The sequence below is a fragment of the Arthrobacter sp. D5-1 genome (assembly GCF_017357425.1).
Classification (GTDB): domain Bacteria; phylum Actinomycetota; class Actinomycetes; order Actinomycetales; family Micrococcaceae; genus Arthrobacter.
In genome coordinates, this window is record NZ_CP014571.1 from 3,212,039 (window position 1) to 3,228,399 (window position 16,361).

Consider the following 16,361-nt stretch of genomic DNA (forward strand, 5'->3'; position numbering starts at 1 on the left):
GTCAGCCTCCTTGGACTGCGGTAACAAGTTCGAGTTCATCCCCGTCGGCGAGCGCCGTTGCGGACCATTGGCTGCGTGGCACCACCTCGGAATTGCGGGCGACGGCGACGCCCAGCTTGCCACCGTCGGCTGCCTGTCCGCGGTGGTCCAGGGCGCGGCCGGTGACGGCCGTGACCAGGGTGCTGACTGAAGCATCCTCCGGCACGGCGTGATCGGATCCGTTGAGTTTGATGTTCATGCTGTTTCCTTGCTGGGAGCGTGTGCCGGCGTAAGCGCCCGCGCTGTGGATGAAGTGGCCGCGAAGCGGTCCGGGGAAAATGATGCCCACCGGGGGTCCGACGTGCCGTTGATCAGCCCGCCCACGATCCGTGCGGCCGCGGGCGTCAGGAGGACACCATGCCGGAAGAATCCTGTGGCGATCACCAGACCATCAACATCCCCCCGGGGGCCAACGACCCGTCCAAGCAGCGGTGCGTTGTCCGGAGTGCCGGGGCGGGCCCGGGCCGTTGCTTCGAGCAGCTCAAGTTCCGCCACTGCGGGGACCAGGGCCTGGGCGTCCCGCAATAACTGGTAGACGCCCCCGGCTGAGACCGCGTTGGACGCTGCCGACAGTCCGTCCTCGCGCTGGGTGGCCCCGATGACTACAGTGCCGTCGTCCCGGGGCACGATGTAGACGGGCACTCCACGGACCATCCCACGGACGGTGGAGGTGAGCAGGGGCCGGAGGTGTTCAGGCACCCGAAGCCTGAGGATGTCGCCATATACCGGCCGCAGGGAAAGGTTAAGCCCGTCGGGGAGCCCTTCCAGGTCTGCCGCACCCAGCCCGTTGGCGACCACCGTTTCGGTGGAGTGGACAGCGGCGCCGGACTCGAGTTCCACTCCTGAGACCCGCCCTCCGTCCCAGAGCAAGCGGCGCGCCGTGGAAGTCACGGCAAACCCATCGTCGGCGCCCGAAACCCACGTGTAGTCGCTGGCCGCGTGGCGTGCCAGTCCCGAGAGCAGGCATGCCGCCAGCTTGCGGGGATCGACCTGATGGTCGGCGGGAACGTCGAAGGCACTGGAAATTTGGGGGCTGAGGAGGGGTTCGCGATCCCGGGCGTCGCGCAGGGACAACGGCTCGACCCCCAGGCCCGCAGCAAGCTGTACAGCACGGAGGTCTGCCAGTGCCCTGCGGTCCGCGGCATCGGCACCCACGGCAAGTGTCGGCGTCGTGCGGTATCCGGTGTCTTCCCCTCCGCGGGGCAGGCTTGCCGCGAAAGACGGCCACAGCCTGGACGATTCGAGCATCAACTCCAGGAGATCTTCCTCCTGGTAGTGAAATTCGCTCACGGGGGCAAGCATTCCGGCGGCAGCAAACGTAGCCCCCGAAGCCGGTGCGGGGTCGATCACCACCACGGAGCGGCCAAGTCGCCGCGCTTCGCGGGCGATGCCCAGCCCGATGACGCCGCCGCCAATGACGGCCACGTCGGCCTGGAGCGGGGTTTGGCGGGGAACTGCCATTGCGCGTTTCCTTCCCTACGCCGGTACTAGCCGGATCAGGTCAAGCGGTCGGCTCTTAAGCCCTCTCAGCCGGACAGTCATATGACGAACGTCGCGGCTCCCGCAGTACGTGCCCAGTTTAGAGGAACTACTCTGGGTTCCATGACCCAGACTGATGCCCTCGCCACCGCCCGCTTGTATCTGTGCACCGATGCGCGGAAACGGCAAGGCGATTTTGAAGACTTTGTGGACGCCGCGTTCGAGGGCGGTGTGGACATCATCCAGCTGCGCGACAAGACCCTCGAAGCTGCCGAGGAATTGGAGTTGCTGGCGGTCCTGCACGGAGTTGCGCAACGTCATGGACGGCTGTGGGCTGTCAACGATCGAGCCGACGTTGCCAGTGTTTCCGGGGCTCCGGTGTTCCACATCGGGCAAAAGGACCTCCCGTTGAAGGTGGCCCGGACATTGCTTCCGGAGTCCGTCACGATCGGTCTTTCCACCCACTCCCCCGAGCAGGTGAATGCCGCCATCGCGGCATCACCGGGACAGGGGGGCCTGGACTACTTCTGTGTAGGACCCGTCTGGGCGACACCCACCAAACCCGGCCGCGAAGCCGTGGGACTGGACTTGGTCACATATGCCGCAGAAGCGAGCAAGCGTGCAGTCGAGACCACCGACGGCGCCGTGAACCTGCCATGGTTCGCCATCGGAGGGATCGATCTCAGCAACGTAGAGCAGGTGCGGGCCGCAGGAGCCACCCGGATCGTCGTGGTCCGCGCCATCACCGAGGCTTCGGATCCGACGACGGCAGCCAAGTCGCTGCTGGAGGCGCTGGACGCAGCCTGAGCCTGGCCGTTGGAGCCTTTCAGGCATAAGCCCGGTCATACCGCTAGGCAGTGAGGCCCAGCGCCGTCATCCGGCGGGCATGACGCCCGGCGAGCTCGCCTGTCAGTCTTTTAATTGCGGCGCGGGCATCGCCACCACTTTTTAGTGCCGGCCCCAACTGTGGGTGCTCAGTCCCTACCCTCTGCGCCTGTGTCAGCGCTTCCCCCACCAGCCGCCGGCCCCACAACGCCAGCCGTGAGGCCAGTCGTGGGTCATCGGCCAAGGCCCGCCGCAGCAGGACACGAAGTACCTCGGTTGCCTGGTCGGGGGAGGCAACCCGGTCCACGAACTGCTGCGTTGTACCATCGAGGAAAGTGGCGACAGCCCGGTAGAAGTCCGAGGAAACGGTGTCGATGACGTATGCCTTCATCACGGATTCGAACCAGTCCCCGGGCTTGGTGCGTTCATGGAAGTGGTCAAAGGAACGCTGGAACGGCAGCATGGCTTCCTCCGGATCAAGGCCCATTTCAGCGAGCCGATCGCTCAGCAGCGCGAAGTTTCCGTACGCACCGACGGCAATTTTTGCCAGCACTGAACGGTCATGGAGTGTGGGGGCGTATCGGGAATCGAACGAAAGCCGGCCGAAAGCCGACAACTCGCCGTAGGCCATGGCGCCCAGGAGTTCCGCGGCGAGTTGTCCGGCAGAAGGTGCGACGTCCGTCGAAGTGCCCATAATCCAAGACTATCCCCGGCTCTCCACACCCCGCCCGCGGAGATTGCCTTCAGCAGCGTTGGTCCCACTAGGCTGACTGGAAGTGAGTTGACTGTCTGGCCTGCCCGCAGGCCGCGTGTCCTCCTCCTCGCACCCACTCCCCCCGAAGGATGATCAATGACTAATCCGAGCTACCCGCCCGCGCCCCACAACGGGAACGGTGCCCCACCAGTTCCCCCTGCACCCGGTGCTTTCGACGCCCAGTACCAAGGCGGACCCCAGACGTACCAGTCCGGCCCGGATTCCAGCCCTTATGGTGTTCCCGGCACGGGTACTCCGGCCAAGTCCTTCATGGTCACGTGGATCCTCTCCTTGCTCCTTGGTGGCCTCGGTGTTGACCGCTTTTACTTGGGAAAGATCGGGACCGGCATTGCCAAACTGCTCACTGCGGGCGGACTCGGCATCTGGTCCATCGTGGACCTCATCATCACGCTGACCGGCAACGCACGTGATAAGGAAGGCCGCCCGCTGCAGGGTTATCCGGAAAACAAGAAGAAGGCCTGGATCATCACGCTCGTTGTCTGGTTCGCCGGCCTGGTTGTTGGGATCGTGTCCACGGTGTTGTCTTTGACGCTGGTGGCTGCCGCGGTCCAGGGACAGGCCACGCCTGTCCCTGCCGCACCGTCAGCTTCACAGGAGGCCACTGCCCCTTCCCAAGGCACCGCCACCGATGGCAACGCTTTCGAGGTCACGGTGTCAGAGGGCAACACCGTTAAGGTCACCGTCCTTAACTCCGGATACGCTACCGAAATCCCGGAGATGGCTTACATGAAGCCGCTCAACGGCGGGTTCCTCCTGCTGGAGGTTTCCTGGGAGACCATCGCCGGATCCAGCTTCGCCGCGCCCAGCAACTTCGATGCCTTCGATGCTGACGGCAACGAGGGCGACCGGATCTTCCTTGACAACGGTCTGGGCGGTCTCGTCTCCGGCGATGTCGCAGCCGGAGACGTACAGCAGGGCGTCATCGCCTTCGACATCAAGAATGGTCCCACCACAGTGGTGATCAACAATGACTTCGGAGACAAGGCAGCCACCTTCACTTTGACACCGGCAAGCTAACCGCCTGTTTGGTCAGAACCAGCTTTACCGAAAGCCCGTTGCCCCTTGGGGCAGCGGGCTTTTGCGTGCGGCTGCCAAGACTATCCGCCGGTTTCGGGCTACCCTGATTTTCGTGTCACATCATCGGATAGCACCCAACGTCGACGATTCGTCGGACCAGCTCGCTGAAGCACTTGCGGCCTTGAGGACGGAACTGGAACTCCCCACCGCGTACCCTGCCGAGGCAGTACAAGAGGCAGAGCGGGCCGTGGAAAACCTCAGGCTGCCGGATCAGGACCTGCGGGAGATCCCCTTCGTCACCATTGATCCCGCTACCTCGACTGACTTGGACCAGGCCCTGTTCATTGAACGTTCCGGAGACGGCTACAAGGTCCTCTACGCCATCGCCGACGTGCCGTCCTTTGTGGCTCCCGGAGGAGCCTTGGATGCCGAGACCCGGCTACGCGGACAAACGTTCTATGCACCTGACGGCCGGATCCCACTGCACCCCGAGGTCATCAGTGAAAACGCCGGAAGCCTGCTGGCCGAACAGGACTGCAGTGCCTTTGTGTGGAACTTCGAACTCGGCGCTGATGCAGAGGTCATGTCCGTGACCGTTGCCCGGGCTGCTGTCCGCAGCCGGGCCAAGCTGAGCTACAAAGGCGCCCAACAGCAGATCGACGACGGCACCGCCCCGCCTGTTCTTCAGCTCCTCAAGGAAGTGGGACTGAAGCGCGTCGAGCTGGAACGGTTGCGCGGCGGCGCAAGCCTCAACATGCCGGAACAGGAAATCGTCCAGGCGACCGACGGCGGCGGGTACAGGATCGTTGCAGCCCCGTCTTTGCCGGTGGAAGACTGGAACGCACAGATCTCTCTGATGACCGGAATGGCTGCCGCACAACTGATGCTGGAAGGCAAAGTTGGCATCCTCCGCACGATGCCCGCCCCGGACGAACGCTCACTGCAGCATTTCAAGCGGCAAACCACTGCGCTGGGCAAACCGTGGGATGGCCAGGTCAGCTACGGCGAGTACTTGCGCACCTTGGATGCGTCCGACCCCCAACAGCTGGCCATCCTGCACTCGGCCGGGACGCTGTTCAGGGGCGCCGGTTACACGCCCTTCGACGGCGAGGTGCCTGACACAGTGATCCAAGCGGCCATCGGGGCTCCCTATGCCCACACCACAGCACCGCTGCGACGCCTGATTGACAGATTCGTCCTGGTCATCTGCGAGGCCCTCAGTAACCACAAGGACATTCCGCGGTGGGCCCGTGACGCACTGCCCTCGTTGCCGGAGATCATGGCAGCCTCGGACCAAGTGGCCGGTCGGCTTGAGCGTGCGGCTCTGGACACGGTGGAAGCAGCACTGGTAGCCAACCACGTGGGCCAGGAGTTCGATGCCGTGGTGATTTCAGGGTCCAAGCCTGCCAATGGAAACAGCAACGGCAACCGAGGCAATGGCAATAAAGCCAACGGAAACGGGAGCGGTCCGTATGGGGTCGTCCAGATCGCGGAACCGGCCGTCACCGCACGCTGCGACGGCGAATTGGAGTCCGGAACCAAAGTGCGGGTACGCCTTGTCACGGCGGATATTGCCAGCCGGGAAATCAGGTTCGAGCTGCAGCACTGACCCCGGTGAACCCATGATCCGGGCTTTATGGCTCCCAGAGGATAGACTGGGCCTGTAGTAATGGATGCCCGGTCGTTGATTCAGTTAATTTTTGAAGTCAACAAGCCCGCCCCTACGCGATCTTGAGATGTACCAACTGGTCACCAGTGCCAGTACTTAGATAGCCCGCGATCGGCTTCCACTGGATATGCTTGCGCGCCAGTTCGTGCTCCGGTACGGCTTCGCCGCCCCCGTTGAGCACGCAGCGCCAATGCCTAAATGAATAAGGAAACTCCCTGTGAGTGAATTGCACACCCATGAAGTCCTGACCGACCCCACCGGAACCGAAATTCTTGAACCCGAGGAAACGATCGTCTCGGATGAAAAGCCCCACGAGATCGAAGAAAAGTCCTTCGCCGACTACAACGTCCGCGCTGACATTGTTGAGTCCTTGGCCGATGCCGGGATCACGCACCCCTTCCCCATCCAGGCGATGACCCTGCCAGTGGCCCTGAGCGGCCACGACATCATCGGCCAGGCCAAGACGGGTACCGGTAAGACGTTGGGCTTCGGCATTCCTGCGCTCCAGCGTGTAGCCGGCCGCGACGACGCCGGCTATGAGAAGCTTGCCGTCCCGGGTGCACCCCAGGCCTTGGTGATCGTTCCCACGCGTGAACTCGCGGTGCAGGTTGCCAACGACCTCCAGACCGCGTCACGCAAGCGCAACGCCCGCATCGCCACCATTTATGGTGGCCGCGCTTACGAGCCCCAGGTCGATGCCCTGCAGAAGGGCGTCGAGATCGTGGTCGGTACCCCCGGGCGTCTGATCGACCTTTACAAGCAGAAGCACCTGAGCTTGAAGAACGTCAAGATGGTGATCCTTGATGAGGCTGACGAAATGCTGGACCTCGGCTTCCTTCCGGACGTTGAGACCCTGATCGCCGGCACCCCCGCCGTTCGGCAGACGCTGCTCTTCTCCGCGACGATGCCCGGCCCGGTGATCGCGATGGCACGCCGTTACATGACGCAGCCCACCCACATCCGTGCTGCGGATCCGGACGACGAAGGCCTGACCAAGCGCGACATCCGTCAGCTGATCTACCGTGCGCACAGCATGGACAAGTCTGAAGTAGTGGCCCGCATCCTCCAGGCTCGCGGCCGCGGACGGACCATTATCTTCACCAAGACCAAGCGCACTGCTGCCAAGGTTGCCGAGGAACTCGTCGACCGCGGTTTTGCCGCTGCCGCCATCCACGGAGACCTCGGCCAGGGTGCCCGCGAGCAGGCTCTCCGTGCTTTCCGCAACAACAAGGTCGATGTCCTGGTGGCCACTGACGTTGCCGCCCGCGGCATCGACGTTGATGACGTCACGCACGTGATCAACTACCAGTGTGTTGAAGACGAAAAGATCTACCTGCACCGCGTTGGGCGTACCGGCCGCGCGGGTAACAAGGGCACCGCTGTCACGTTCGTCGACTGGGACGATATGCCGCGCTGGGGCCTGATCAACAAGGCACTCGGACTGAGCGTTCCGGAACCGGTGGAGACGTACTCGTCCTCGCCGCACTTGTACGCGGATCTCGACATCCCCGAGGGCACCAAGGGCAGGTTGCCCCGCAACAAGCGGGTCCTCGCCGGCGTCGACGCGGAGGTTCTTGAGGATCTCGGCGAGACCGGCAAGAAGAACGCGCGTTCCGGTTCAGGCCGCGATGGCGGTCGAGACAGCGGACGGGGTCGCGACGGCGGACGAGACAGCGGCCGCGGACGGCAAGCCAAATCCAACGACTCGGACTCCAGCGAATCCAAGGGCGACGGCGGCCGCAACCGTACGCGCCGCCGTCGTACCTCCGACACCGAAGCAGCCCCGGCTGCCGGTGCGTCGGAAACCCGCACTGCCACTGCCGACAACGCAGACAAGCCTGCCCGGACGCGTCGTACCCGCACGCGCCGCCGCAACGGCGAAGTGGTTTCCGGTGAGACCGCAGCTGCCCAGTCCGGCAGCACCGAGGGCTAAAACCCTCAATGACTGAAACTGTTTGGGCGCCGGACGGCGGCAATGTGGTGGTGCACGCGGACAACGCGGAATTCCTCCCTACGCTGCCGGACGGCGCCTTCACACTCATTTACGTCGACCCGCCCTTCAACACAGGCCGGGTACAGCGCCGCCAGGAAACCCGCATGGTCCGGAACGCGGACGGCGACGGCGATCGCGTCGGTTTCAAGGGGCGTTCCTACGACACCATCAAGGGTGCCCTTCACAGCTACGACGACGCCTTCAGCGATTACTGGTCCTTCCTGGAGCCCAAACTCGTCGAGGCGTGGCGGCTCTTGTCAGACGACGGCACCCTGTACCTGCACCTCGATTACCGGGAGGTGCACTACGCCAAGGTGATGCTGGACGCCATATTCGGCAGGGAGTGTTTCCTCAACGAGATCATCTGGGCCTACGACTACGGCGCGCGCGCCAAGAACCGCTGGCCCACCAAGCACGACAACATTCTGGTGTATGTAAAGAACCCCACGAAGTACCACTTCGACAACGCAGAGGTGGACCGGGAACCGTACATGGCCCCCGGCCTGGTGACTCCTGCCAAGCGCGAGCTCGGCAAGCTGCCCACTGATGTTTGGTGGCACACCATCGTTTCCCCTACCGGCCGTGAGAAGACCGGCTACCCTACCCAGAAACCCGAAGGCCTGGTCCGGAGGATCGTTTCCGCATCCAGCCGCGAAGGTGACTGGTGCCTCGATTTCTTTGCCGGATCAGGGACCCTCGGAGCCGTTGCAGCGAAGCTCGGCCGCAACTTTGTGTGTGTCGACCAGAACGAACAGGCCATCGAGGTCATGCGGAAACGGCTGGGCAGCAAGGCTGTGTTCCACGAGATCCAGCCAACCGGCCTTTAGCCCGCAATACCAAAGCGTGCTCAGGCGACGCCCTTCACGAAGGCCGTCACGGAGTCCGCGATCATCTGCACGGCAATGGCCGACAGAAGCAGGCCGGCAATCCGGGTGACAAGCTCGACGCCGTTTTCACCCAGCACGCGCTGCACGACACCCGCGAAGCGCATCGCCAGGTACAACGAGCCCAGTACCACGGCAATGCCCAGCCCCACAGCCAAGTACTCTGACAGCTGGCTGGACTGCTGAACGAAGACCATCACGGCAACGATCGCACCAGGTCCAGCCATGAGTGGCGTCCCCAAAGGAACAAACGCCACATTTTTGTACTTGGCCGCATTTTCCTCGCCGCTGGTGGAACCGGTCAGCAGCTGCAGGGCAATGAGCACCAGCAGCAGGCCACCCGCGCCCTGCAAGGCCGCCAGCGAGATATGCATGTAATTGAGGATTGACTGGCCGAAGATGGCGAACACCACAATGACGCCGGTGGCCACCAGCAGTGCTTGGAAAGCGGAGCGGTTCCGGTCCCTCGCCGTCATCTGGGCCGTCAAGGACATAAAGATCGGGACGGTACCCGGTGGGTCCATAATCACGAACAAGGTGACGATCACCGAGGCGAGCAGCTGCAAATCCACTAAAGGACCCCTCTCAACGAACCACCGTGCTGCCTGTTGCCATCTCCTCAATCCGGGCCAACACCGCGGGCGAGGTGGTGTTCTCACCCAACAGGTTCGGTTTCCCCGCTCCGTGGTAATCGGAAGATCCAGTGATGAGCAGGCCATGCTCTGCAGCCAACATGCGCAGGAAGTCGCGCCCCTCCTCGGGGTTGTCACGATGTTCAACCTCAAGGCCCATCAGGCCGGCATCAATCATCTCCCGGTAGGTCCGATCCCCCACGATGCGTCCTCTCGACGACGCCACGGGATGGGCGAATACGGGAACGCCGCCTGCGGCACGGACAAGCTCGACGGCGACCGCCGGGTTGGGTGCGTAGTGCTGAACGAAGTATCGCGAGTGTGAGGTGAGGATGGAAGTGAAGGCCTCCGAACGGTCGGCCACTACGCCGGCAGCGACCAAGGCATCCGCAATGTGGGGACGCCCCACGGTGGCGCCCGGAGCTACGTGATGGATGACGTCGTCCCAGGTCAAAGGGTAGTCCTCGGACAACAGGGTGACCATATGCTCCGCACGGGTAAGGCGGGCATCCTTGGACTTGGTGATTTCCTCCAGCAGACCCGCATGGGCGGGGTCATGCAGGTAGCTCAGCAAGTGGACACTGATGCCCTGTTCCGTCCGGCAGGAGATCTCCATTCCCGGAACAAAGGCGATGCCATGGTCGCGGGCGGCTGCTGCGGCCGGATCCCAGCCATCCGTGGAGTCATGGTCGGTCAGCGCCACCGCATCCAAGCCTGCCGCCACAGCGGAAATGATCACCCCGGCGGGTGTCTCGGTTCCGTCGGAAACATTGGAGTGCGCATGCAGGTCTATCCTCACTTTCCCAGCCTAGGGGATGCGGGCGGGCTTGGCGGGTTGCGCCGTTGGCCTCCTCAACGAACTGGTGGGACGATGTAACGGTGAACGATGCCGAAAACACCCAAAACTCGTCCTCCCAGCCGCTGCAGGAGCGTGTCAACAACCGCTCGCAACGGCCCACATCCGATGCCTTCAAGGCATTCATGGCCAGCAACTGGGCGCCCGCCCCGCAGGTGATCCCTGCGCGTGACGCCGTCGCAGACCACGCCGCCCGCCGCCGTCGTACTATTTCAGAACAGTTCAAAGGCGAACGTCTGGTCATCCCGGCAGGTCCTTTGAAGGTCCGGTCCAACGACTGCGACTACCGTTTCCGCCCGCACTCGGGATTCGCCCACCTCACCGGTTTGGGTTTGGACCACGAGCCTGACGCCGTCCTCATCCTGGAGCCGGTGGCTGAAGGAAAGGGCGACGACGGCGGTCACCATACCGCCACGCTGTACTTCCGCCCCTTGGCCGGCCGCGATACCGAACAGTTTTATGCGGACTCCCGCGCAGGCGAGTTCTGGATCGGCGCCCGCCCCACCCTGGCCGAGTTCGAAGCCCGGCTTGGCCTGCCCACCGCGCACATCTCCGAACTGGAAATGGCCATCACCAAGAACGTGGGTGCACCCGAAATCGGCGGCATTTCCATTCGTTTGGTCCGCAAGGTGGACGAGAACATCGACGCCCTGGTGGACACCGCCCGGTACAACACTGCCAAAGATCCCGAAACGCTTGACCTCGGTGAACTGGATGCCTTGGATGAAAAGCTCAGCGAAGCACTCTCCGAACTGCGCCTGATCAAGGACGAGTGGGAAATTGAGCAGATGAAGATCGCCGTCGCTGCAACCGTGGAGGGGTTCGCCGACGTCGTCCGTGCCCTCCCCCGCGCCCTGACACACAACCGCGGTGAGCGTGTTGTGGAAGGTGCTTTCTTTGCCCGCGCCCGTGAGGAAGGCAACGAGCTCGGCTATGACACCATTGCAGCGTCCGGCAACAACGCCACGGTCCTCCACTGGAACCGCAACTCCGGCACCGTCAACGCCGGCGAACTCCTGCTCCTGGATGCCGGGGTGGAAGCCGATTCCCTGTACACCGCAGATGTCACCCGCACCCTGCCTGCCACCGGAACGTTCACCGATGTCCAGCGCAAGATCTACGAAGCCGTGCTGGACGCCGCCGACGCCGGATTCGCAGCAGCCCAGCCGGGCGTGAAGTTCCGCGACATCCATACGGCCGCCACCACGGTCCTGGCCGAGCGCCTCGCTGAGTGGGGCCTGTTGCCCGTTTCCGTGGAAGAGGCCATCAGCCCCGAAGGCCAGCAGCACCGCCGTTGGATGCCGCACGGTACCAGCCACCACCTTGGCCTTGACGTCCACGACTGCGCCCAGGCCAAGCGCGAGCTCTACCTCGATGGGATCCTCACCGAGGGCATGGTGTTCACCATCGAACCGGGCCTCTACTTCAAGAACGAGGACCTTGCCATTCCGGAGGAGTACCGCGGGATCGGCGTCCGGATCGAAGACGACATCCTCATGACCGCAGACGGCCCCGTGAACCTCAGCGCCGCTTTGCCGCGCAAGGCAGAGGACGTCGAGTCATGGATGGCCGGCATCTACCAGGACGCGCAGGGCTAAGCGGCTCCGCTGTCAACCACGACCACAGCAAAAAGGGAAGGCTACCGGGGATCCGGTGGCCTTCCCTTTTTGCTGGTCAGCTGAAATCAGTCGCAGGGAGCCTACTGCTTGGACGAACCCTCGGAGCCGGGCTGTTGTCCGTCCTCCTGCGGCGCGTTCTGCGGTGCGTTCTGGCCATCGGTGACGCGAACGCCGTACTGCGGACGGCCGTCAGGGAGGTCCGGGTAGCGAACGGCCGCGGGTGCCGGCTGGGGAGCAGGCGCCGGGTTTCCGGCGGGCGCGTTCTGGCCCTCCGGAACGCCCGCGGTGGATTCGGGTCCGCGCTGGCCATAGGGGTCGTTCCAGGTGGAAGGCCGCTCAGGCGCCTGACCGGGCTGGTGAAGCGGGGCGTTCTGTGGGTTGTAGTTGGCGGGCTGCGCCGTGGCTGCCTGCGACGGGTTCATGGGCAGCTGCTGGAGCAGTCGGCGGGCTTCGTGGGCTGCTTCAACGGCAACAATGACGTCATAGTTGGTGGCCACCACCTGGCTGGTGGAGGTGAAGTCACGCTTTCCGCGTTGGGTGGCGTACGTGACGATCCCGAACAGCATGAAGAACGCAGCACCCATCAGCACTGAAGTGATGATGGAGAACGGCCCACCTGCCGGTGTGAAGAAGGAGAGCATCACGCCGACAAAGAGGCCAAACCACATGCCGCTCAAAGCACCGGACAATGCCACCCTCGGATAACTCAGCCGGCCAGTCACCCGCTCTACCATCTTGAGGTCGTTGCCCACGATCGACACAAGCTGCACAGGGAACTGCTGGTCCGCGAGGTAATCCACCGCCTTTTGGGCATCCAAATACGAGGTGTATGAGCCCACCGTGTCACCTTGCGGGACGCTGCGGGCTTCCTCAACGGCTTTGGGGGCACCAAAAATGTTAGACATAGCCCCATTGTGTCTCATGGACATGTGAACAGGCTGGAATTCAGCTAAAAGAGAGCAGACTCGGTAGCCTGTAAACATGAGCACACATCCTTCACGCGTCTTTGTCGCGCGCCTGCTCGGTTTGGACGTCTTCGACCCATTGGGCGATCGTCTGGGCCGGTTGCGCGACGTCGTGGTGCTCTCCCGCGGGACCCGCGGGGCGCCGCACGTGGTGGGCATCGTGGTGGAGGTGCCGGGGAAAAAGCGTGTCTTTGTCCCCATGACCCGGATTACGTCCATTGACCAGACGCAGATCATTTGCACCGGCCTGGTTAATTTGCGCCGCTTCGAGCAGCGGGGCGCCGAAACGCTGGTGGTTGCCGAGATGTTCGACCGCCGTGTGACCCTTGCCGACGGCAGCGGCGATGCCACCATCGAGGACATCGCCATGGACCAGCACCGGTCCAAGGACTGGTTTGTCAGCAAGCTGTTCGTCCGCCGTGGACACTCACTCTCACCGTTTGGCAGGCTCCGCCGCAACGAGACGTTGATCATCGATTGGGCCGACGCCCAAACCGGCGCCCACAACGAGCCCCAGGCTGCCACCCAGTTCGTTGCCACGCACGAAGACCTTAAACCCGCCGACTTTGCCGAAGCCCTTCAGGAGATGAGCGATAAGCGGCGTTTTGAAGTGGCCAGCGAGCTCCAGGATGAGCGTTTGGCAGACGTCCTCCAGGAACTGCCGGAGGATGACCAGGTGGAGATTCTCTCCGCCCTCGACGTGGAGAGGGCCGCAGACGTCCTCGAAGAGATGGACCCTGATGACGCCGCCGACCTCCTCGCCGAGCTTCCCTCGGCCCAGGCGGAAGAGTTGCTGCAACTCATGGAACCCCAGGAAGCCGAAGACGTCCGACGCCTCCTGGAGTACGACGAAGACACCGCCGGCGGCCTCATGACTCCAGTCCCGGTCATCCTGCCCCCGGAAGCAACCGTGGCCGAAGCGTTGGCCCACGTCCGCCGTGAGGAGCTCTCCCCCGCCCTGGCATCATCAATCTTCATCGCGCGGCCTCCCTTGGAGACACCCACGGGGCGTTTCCTGGGGGTCGTGCACATCCAGCAGCTCCTGCGTTTCCCGCCGCCCGAACCGCTGGGCAACCTCGTTGACAAGAATCTTGAACCCCTTTCGGACCAAGCCCACATCAGCGAAGTCGCCCGGACTCTTGCCACGTACAACCTTAATTCCCTTCCAGTCGTAGACGACGACGGCCGCCTTGTGGGGGCGGTGACTGTTGATGACGTGCTGGATCACCTGTTGCCGGATGACTGGCGCGCCCACGAGGACGACGCCCCTATAAGGAAACTTGGAGGCCGCATTGGCTGATAACAACGCCGCACGATCCCCCAAGTCGGCAGGACGCGCAACCAGCAGCCTCGACACCCCACTGAGTGGCCGGCAACGGATCCTGCCAAAGTTCTCTCCCAACCCGGATGCTTTCGGCAACGCAACCGAAGGCTTCGCGCGGTTTATGGGCACGCCGACGTTCCTCGTCTACATGACGGTGTTCTGTGTGTTCTGGCTTGCGTGGAACTCTTTCGCCCCCACAGACTGGCAATTCGACCGCATGGAGCTGGGCTTCACCCTGCTGACGCTGATGTTGTCTCTCCAAGCCTCGTATGCGGCACCACTCCTGCTGCTGGCCCAGAACCGGCAGGATGACCGGGACCGTGTCTCACTCCAGCAGGACCGCCAGCGTGCCGAACGCAATCTCTCCGACACCGAGTACCTGACACGGGAGCTGGCGTCTCTCCGCATCGCCCTGCGTGAGGTAGCCACCCGTGATTATGTCCGGACTGAACTCCGGAGCCTCCTGGAGGACATCATCGATGCCCAGGAAGAGCTCCGCGAAAGCGAATCCGCCGCGGACGGCACTGAGTCTCCTGGCGAGAAGGTCAAGGAGAAGCTGAAGGAGAAACGCGACAAGTCCCGTAGCCCCCGCACACAGCAGATACCCAAGGTCCGCCAGCCGCGGGCCACAGGACCGCAGCACTCCACTGCAAAACCGTCGCCTGAAACCCCTGAAAGCCGAGCCTGACCCTATGAGCACCGCATCTGCCGAGGCGCTGCATGCTGCCCTGGCTACAGTCATCGATCCCGAACTCCGCCGCCCCATCACGGAGCTGGGAATGGTGGAATCGGTGTCTTGCGACGACGCCGGCACAGTCCGTGTCGCCGTCCTTTTGACTATTGCCGGCTGCCCCCTTCGCGAAACCATCACTCAGGACGCCTCTGCGGCTTTGTCGCAGGTGGAGGGCGTCACGTCCGTGGACGTGGAGCTGAAAGTCATGTCCCCGGCACAGCGGGAAGCGCTCAAGGAACAGCTCCGCGGTCCAGGCGGCCAGCGCGGCATACCCTTCACCAAGCCGGGCTCCCTGACCAAGGTCTACGCCGTAGCCAGCGGAAAAGGCGGTGTGGGGAAGTCCTCGGTCACCGTCAATTTGGCCTGCGCATTGGCCGCGCAGGGTCTTCGGGTAGGCATCGTTGATGCCGATGTCCACGGGTTCTCAGTGCCCGCTTTGATGGGTATCACCCAAAAGCCCACCCAGGTGGATGACATGATCCTGCCGCCGGTGGCCTACGGCGTGAAGGTCATCTCCATTGGCATGTTCGTAGCAGGCAACCAGCCGGTAGCCTGGCGCGGTCCCATGCTGCACAGGGCCTTGGAACAATTCCTCACGGACGTCTATTTTGGCGACCTCGATGCCCTCTTCCTCGATCTGCCACCCGGCACAGGCGACATCGCCATTTCCGTTGCCCAGCTGCTCCCCAATGCCGAGATTTTGGTGGTGACCACGCCGCAAGCCGCTGCCGCGGACGTCGCCGAGCGCGCTGGAACCATCGCCACCCAGACGGGCCAGAAAGTGGCCGGCGTCATCGAGAACATGTCATTCCTGGAAATGCCCGACGGCGGCAGGATGGAATTGTTCGGAAGTGGCGGCGGCGCTATCCTGGCCGGGCGGCTGAGCGCTGCCGTTGGCAGCGAGGTTCCTTTGTTGGGCCAGATTCCCTTGGATATCCGGCTGCGGGAAGGCGGTGACGCCGGGAAACCCGTGGTCCTGGCTGCCCCCGAAACTGCGGCCGCGAAGGCTATGCAGGACGTGGCCTCGGCTTTGGCCTCACGACCCCGCGGACTGTCAGGCCTGTCACTGGGGATCGAACCGCGCTGACGCTTAGCGCTTGCGGGCGCGGCACTATCAATCGGGTCAGGTGGCTTCGGAATCGAAGGGGGCAGCTTCGCCCTCAGCCAGCCGCTCGATGACCCGGGCGGGGGCCTTTGGCTTGGTCTCCACCGATGCAGCCGCAGCAGCAGCTGTTGCGGCAACGGCAGGTGCTCCAGCGCTCACGGGCTTGGTCTCATCATCCAGCAGTGCATCCTTGATGATGCGCCGGGGATCATATTGCCGGGGATCATATTTCTTCCAGTCGACGTCATCGATATCGATGCCGACTTCTTCCTTGATCTGCTCCCGGGCACCCGACGCCATCCGGCGGACTTCCTTGACCAGGTTGGCAAGCTTTTGAGTGTATTCGGGCAAACGGCTGGGACCGATGACGAGTACGCCGATAATCAGAAGGAGTACGAACTCCGGGCCGTTGATTCCAAGCACGCTACGAAGATTACCTTGTCTGT

At 63.3% G+C, this 16,361-nt stretch carries 16 protein-coding genes and 1 riboswitch; of the genes, 9 read left to right on the top strand and 7 right to left on the bottom strand.

Translation table 11 applies throughout. The annotated features are described in order from the left end of the window. Position 1 precedes the first annotated feature (1 nt). Together thiS and thiO are read right to left on the bottom strand one after the other, a co-directional pair. Positions 2-238, bottom strand: coding sequence for a sulfur carrier protein ThiS (gene thiS, locus AYX22_RS14705; RefSeq protein ID WP_207594088.1), 237 nt, complete (start codon positions 236-238; stop codon positions 2-4). Next, on the bottom strand, positions 235-1,500 hold the full coding sequence (gene thiO, locus AYX22_RS14710) for a glycine oxidase ThiO (RefSeq protein ID WP_207594089.1): 1,266 nt from the start codon (positions 1,498-1,500) through the stop codon (positions 235-237). The genes thiS and thiO overlap by 4 nt, the downstream gene beginning before the upstream one ends. Continuing rightward, positions 1,496-1,614, bottom strand: a riboswitch (TPP riboswitch). Its footprint overlaps the gene before it by 5 nt. Before the next feature lie 27 nt (positions 1,615-1,641). On the opposite strand from thiO, the gene thiE reads away from it, so the two are divergent. Continuing rightward, the gene (thiE, locus tag AYX22_RS14715) at positions 1,642-2,325 is read left to right on the top strand and encodes a thiamine phosphate synthase (protein ID WP_207594090.1); all 684 of its coding nucleotides are present in this window, start codon (positions 1,642-1,644) and stop codon (positions 2,323-2,325) included. A 43-nt stretch (positions 2,326-2,368) separates the two neighbouring features. Here the strand turns inward: thiE and AYX22_RS14720 are convergent, their stop codons facing one another. After that, positions 2,369-3,037, bottom strand: a complete 669-nt coding sequence (locus AYX22_RS14720; RefSeq protein ID WP_207594091.1) for a ferritin-like fold-containing protein — start codon at positions 3,035-3,037, stop codon at positions 2,369-2,371. A 156-nt stretch (positions 3,038-3,193) separates the two neighbouring features. Here AYX22_RS14720 and AYX22_RS14725 point away from each other — a divergent pair, with 156 nt between their 5' ends. The 4 genes from AYX22_RS14725 to AYX22_RS14740 all read left to right on the top strand — a co-directional run bounded on the left by AYX22_RS14725 (position 3,194) and on the right by AYX22_RS14740 (position 8,624). Beyond that, positions 3,194-4,135, top strand: a complete 942-nt coding sequence (locus tag AYX22_RS14725; protein WP_207594092.1) for a TM2 domain-containing protein — start codon at positions 3,194-3,196, stop codon at positions 4,133-4,135. Between the two features lie 112 nt (positions 4,136-4,247). Then, positions 4,248-5,744, top strand: a complete 1,497-nt coding sequence (locus AYX22_RS14730) for an RNB domain-containing ribonuclease (protein ID WP_207594093.1) — start codon at positions 4,248-4,250, stop codon at positions 5,742-5,744. 277 nt (positions 5,745-6,021) lie between these two features. Further along, the gene (locus AYX22_RS14735; protein WP_207594094.1) at positions 6,022-7,737 is read left to right on the top strand and encodes a DEAD/DEAH box helicase; all 1,716 of its coding nucleotides are present in this window, start codon (positions 6,022-6,024) and stop codon (positions 7,735-7,737) included. Positions 7,738-7,745: 8 nt separating this feature from the next. Next, complete coding sequence (locus tag AYX22_RS14740; protein ID WP_207594095.1) at positions 7,746-8,624, top strand: site-specific DNA-methyltransferase; 879 nt, start codon at positions 7,746-7,748, stop codon at positions 8,622-8,624. 20 nt (positions 8,625-8,644) lie between these two features. Here the strand turns inward: AYX22_RS14740 and AYX22_RS14745 are convergent, their stop codons facing one another. Continuing rightward, positions 8,645-9,253, bottom strand: coding sequence for a MarC family protein (locus AYX22_RS14745; protein ID WP_207594096.1), 609 nt, complete (start codon positions 9,251-9,253; stop codon positions 8,645-8,647). Between the two features lie 13 nt (positions 9,254-9,266). Next, the gene (locus tag AYX22_RS14750; protein WP_207594097.1) at positions 9,267-10,112 is read right to left on the bottom strand and encodes a PHP domain-containing protein; all 846 of its coding nucleotides are present in this window, start codon (positions 10,110-10,112) and stop codon (positions 9,267-9,269) included. Between the two features lie 80 nt (positions 10,113-10,192). On the opposite strand from AYX22_RS14750, the gene AYX22_RS14755 reads away from it, so the two are divergent. Beyond that, positions 10,193-11,767, top strand: coding sequence for an aminopeptidase P family protein (locus tag AYX22_RS14755; RefSeq protein ID WP_207594098.1), 1,575 nt, complete (start codon positions 10,193-10,195; stop codon positions 11,765-11,767). 101 nt (positions 11,768-11,868) lie between these two features. On the opposite strand, the gene AYX22_RS14760 is transcribed toward AYX22_RS14755, so the two are convergent. Continuing rightward, the gene (locus tag AYX22_RS14760) at positions 11,869-12,693 is read right to left on the bottom strand and encodes a general stress protein (protein WP_207594099.1); all 825 of its coding nucleotides are present in this window, start codon (positions 12,691-12,693) and stop codon (positions 11,869-11,871) included. A 76-nt stretch (positions 12,694-12,769) separates the two neighbouring features. Between AYX22_RS14760 and AYX22_RS14765 the strand changes: the two genes are divergently transcribed. From AYX22_RS14765 to AYX22_RS14775, 3 genes are read left to right on the top strand one after another with little or no spacing between them, the layout of a single operon-like run. Further along, positions 12,770-14,053, top strand: a complete 1,284-nt coding sequence (locus AYX22_RS14765) for a CBS domain-containing protein (protein ID WP_011775428.1) — start codon at positions 12,770-12,772, stop codon at positions 14,051-14,053. Then, positions 14,034-14,765, top strand: a complete 732-nt coding sequence (locus AYX22_RS14770) for a DUF1003 domain-containing protein (RefSeq protein WP_207594100.1) — start codon at positions 14,034-14,036, stop codon at positions 14,763-14,765. Before AYX22_RS14765 ends, AYX22_RS14770 begins: the two co-directional genes overlap by 20 nt. Before the next feature lie 4 nt (positions 14,766-14,769). Further along, positions 14,770-15,897, top strand: coding sequence for an Mrp/NBP35 family ATP-binding protein (locus AYX22_RS14775; protein WP_207594101.1), 1,128 nt, complete (start codon positions 14,770-14,772; stop codon positions 15,895-15,897). A 36-nt stretch (positions 15,898-15,933) separates the two neighbouring features. On the opposite strand, the gene AYX22_RS14780 is transcribed toward AYX22_RS14775, so the two are convergent. Beyond that, positions 15,934-16,338 (bottom strand): Sec-independent protein translocase TatB, encoded by a 405-nt coding sequence (locus tag AYX22_RS14780; protein WP_207594102.1) that lies wholly within the window; start codon positions 16,336-16,338, stop codon positions 15,934-15,936. Positions 16,339-16,361 lie beyond the last annotated feature (23 nt).